This window comes from Pseudonocardia sp. SID8383 (assembly GCF_009864975.1).
Classification (GTDB): domain Bacteria; phylum Actinomycetota; class Actinomycetes; order Mycobacteriales; family Pseudonocardiaceae; genus Pseudonocardia; species Pseudonocardia alni.
In genome coordinates, this window is sequence record NZ_WWFY01000057.1 from 1 (window position 1) to 3,503 (window position 3,503).

Genomic DNA, 3,503 nt, shown 5'->3' on the forward strand with positions numbered 1-3,503 from the left:
GGCCGGCGCGGGCCGCGATCACCTCGGCGAGCACCGGCTCGGCCCGCTCGTGCACCGCCAGCCACACCGCCCGCAGACCGGGCTCGGTGCGCGACAGCGCGATGACGGCCATCGCGGCGTCGGCGTCGGCGGCGTCGACCGGGTCCTGGGGCGGGCGGTACTCGGCGAGCAGGTGCTCGTCGAGGCCCACCCCCGCCGGCCAGCGCCGCAACGTCGCGACGACGGCGTCGATGCTGCGTGCGAGGAGCGGCTCCACGCAGCTCTCCTTGGTGCGGAACCAGCGCCACAATGTCCGGCCGGACAGCCCGACCTCCTCGGCGATCCGCTCGCCGCTGGTGGCGTGCACGCCGTGCTCCCGGAACAGCGCCACAGCCGCACGGGAGATCTCGAGGCGCTGCAGCTCGCGCCGGCGGTCGCTCATCGGCGCACGCCCGCGTCTGGTGTCGTCGAGTGTCTTCATGTCACTGCCCGACAGTAAGGAGATCGGCCGGTACCGGCCACGAGACGCTCGTCTCACAGTGCCTATTTGGCAGTTTGTGCCACGCTGGTCGAGCACGTGATCATGCAACGTCGAGGGAGCCACGAGCGTGACGACGACCGGGACCACCGACCCCACCGCGGCCGACCTGGACCGGCTGCGGGAGCGCTACCGCGCCGAGCGCGACCGCAGGCTGCGCCCCGACGGCACCGCCCAGTACCGGGCCTCGACCGGCGAGTTCGGCTTCTACGCCGACGACCCGTGGTCCGGGCCCGCCGACCGCGACCCGGTCCGCGACGAGGTGGACGTGCTGGTCGTCGGCGGCGGCTTCGGCGGGCTGGTCGCCGCGGCCCGGCTGCGGCAGGCCGGCCACGAGCGGATCCGGATCGTCGACGTCGCCGGGGACCTCGGCGGGACCTGGTACTGGAACCGCTACCCCGGTATCGCCTGCGACATCGAGAGTTCGATCTACCTGCCGCTGCTGGAGGAGATCGGCGGGATGCCGAGCCGCCGCTACCCACCGGGCGGGGAGATCCGGGCGCACGCCCGCGCCATCGGCGAGCGCTTCGATCTCTACCGCGACGCCCTGTTCCACACCGAGGTCACCACCCTGGTCTGGGACGACGACGCGCGGGCCTGGCAGGTCGGCACCGACCGCGGCGACGAGGTCACCGCCCGGTTCGTCGTGATCTCCTCCGGGCCGTTCAACCGGCCCAAGCTGCCCGGGATCCCCGGCATCGCCGACTTCGCCGGGCACACCTTCCACACCAGCCGGTGGGACTACGGCTGGACCGGCGGCGACGAGCGGGGCGGCCCGCTCGACCGGATCGGGGACCGCACCCTCGCGGTGGTCGGCACCGGGGCGACGGCGATCCAGTGCGTCCCGCACCTGGCCGGGGCCGCGCGGCACCTCTACGTCGTGCAGCGGACGCCGTCGTCGGTCGACACCCGCGACGACGCCCCCTACGACGAGGCCTGGTGGCGGGCACTGACCCCGGGCTGGCAGCGCCGCCGTCGCGAGGACTTCCTGCACCTGATGGACATGCGCCCGGCGCCGCACGGCTCCTCCGGCCCCGACGGCGTCGCGGACAGGTGGACCGACACCGCCCCGATCCGGGGCGCGCAGCGGCTCGCCCGGACCCGGGGCACCGAGGATCCGGCCGAGGCGCTGGAGATCGCCGACGCCGAGAAGATGGACGAGATCCGGGCCCGGGTCGACGAGATCGTCACCGACCCGGCGACGGCCGCGGCGCTCAAGCCCTGGTACCGCCAGCTGTGCAAGCGGCCCACCTTCAGCGACACCTACCTGCAGACCTTCAACCGGCCGGACGTGACCCTGCTCGACACGGCCGGGCAGGGCGTCGAGCGGATCACCCGCGACGGCCTGGTGGTCGACGGCGTCGAGTACCCGGTGGACGCGATCGTGTTCGCCACCGGGTTCGAGCTCGGCGCGGACCCCGCCACCCGGGCCGGGGCCGACATCCGCGGCCGCGACGGCGTCACCCTCGCCGAGCACTGGGCGGACGGGCTGTCCACCCTGCACGGCTGGGTCAGCCGCGGCTTCCCCAACCTGTTCCACGTGGGCGCCGGGCAGAACTCGGCGTCGGTGAACTTCGCGCACGTGCTCGACGAGCAGGCCGGGCACATCGCGGCGGTCTGCGCCGAGGCCGCGCGGCGCGGGGCGCGGGTCGTGGAGCCGACCGCGGCGGCGGAGGCGGCCTGGGTCGCGACGATCCGCGAGCGGGCCCGTGACCAGCACGCCTTCCTCGCCGGGTGCACGCCCGGCTACTACAACTTCGAGGGCCGCCCGCGGACGCGCAGCGAGCAGTTCGGCGGCGGCCCGGTCGAGTTCCACGAGATCCTGCGCGACTGGCGCGCCGGTGGGATGGACGATGTGTTCCCCGGCGGGGACGCGTGAGCGTGCGCCCGGTCGCGGGGCCGGACCGGGGACCCGTGCGGACCGCACCCGGGCTGCGCGCCGCGCCGCTGTGCCCGCCGAACCCGCTGTGGGCGTCCAACGGGATCGTGGCCGGCCCGGACGGCCGGCTGTGGATCGCGCAGTTCCTCGGCGGGACCGTGTCCGCGTTCGACCCGGCGACCGGCGGGCTCGAGACGGTGCTCGGGCCGGACGGGCCGCTCACCGCACCCGACGACCTCGTGTTCGGCGCCGACGGCGAGCTGTTCGTGGTCGACCTGCCCGCCGGGCTGGTGTGGCGCCGGGCCCCCGACGGGGCGACGGCCGTCGTCGCCGACGGGATCACCGCCCCGGACGGGATCGCCTGGCACCGCGGGCGGCTGTTCGTCAACGAGCTGTGCCCGGACGGCCGGCTGCTGGAGATCGACCCGGCCGGCGGGCCGCCGCGGGTGCTCGCGACCGGGCTCGCGCTCGGCAACGCGATGGAGGTCGGCCCGGACGAGCTCCTGTACTACCCGCACCTGCTCTCCGGCGAGGTGTGGCGGGTCGACCCCGACGGCGGCACCCCCGAACGGCTGCTGACCGGGCTGGACCGGCCGGTGGCCGTGCGCTTCGACCCCGCGGGACGGCTGCGCATCCTGTCCAACGGCGACCGCGGCGCCCTGTGGACCGCCGACGACGGGCGGATCACCACCACCCTCGACACCGGCGTCGGCGGCGCGGACAACGTCGTGTTCACCGCCGACGGCGCGGCCTGGGTGACCGGCGCCTTCCACGGCGGGCTGGTCCGGGCCGGCGTCGACGGCACGGTGACCACGGCGCTGCCGGCGGGCCTGTGCGGCCCCTGGGGCGTGGCCGCCGACGGTGCGGGTGCGCTCGTCGCCGACCACTTCTCCCTGGCCCGGGTGGCCGACGGAGCCGTCACCGTGCTCGGCGACGTCGTCACCGAGGTCCGCGGCGGGGTCCGCGGACTCGCCCGGCACCGCGGTGACACGGTCGTGACCACCGGGACCGGGGTGTGGCGCGGGCATCCCGGCTCCTGGACCCCGCTGGCCGACGGGCTGGCCGGGGCGACCGGCGTCGCCTCCTGCCGGGACGGGCTGCTGGTCG

2 protein-coding genes and 1 pseudogene are annotated in these 3,503 nt (G+C 75.7%); 2 read left to right on the forward strand and 1 reads right to left on the reverse strand.

The window, feature by feature from the left end; genetic code table 11:
- Nucleotides 1–421 (reverse strand): TetR/AcrR family transcriptional regulator (locus tag GTW08_RS01525; RefSeq protein ID WP_161151286.1); only part of this gene is annotated, 421 nt, incomplete at its 3' end.
- A gap of 166 nt (nt 422–587) precedes the next feature.
- On the opposite strand from GTW08_RS01525, the gene GTW08_RS01530 reads away from it, so the two are divergent.
- Nucleotides 588–2,396: a flavin-containing monooxygenase gene (locus tag GTW08_RS01530; RefSeq protein WP_073577232.1), complete on the forward strand. Its 1,809-nt coding sequence runs from the start codon at nt 588–590 to the stop codon at nt 2,394–2,396.
- Nucleotides 2,397–2,431: 35 nt separating this feature from the next.
- Nucleotides 2,432–3,503: pseudogene (locus GTW08_RS01535) on the forward strand (hypothetical protein); the annotation flags it as partial.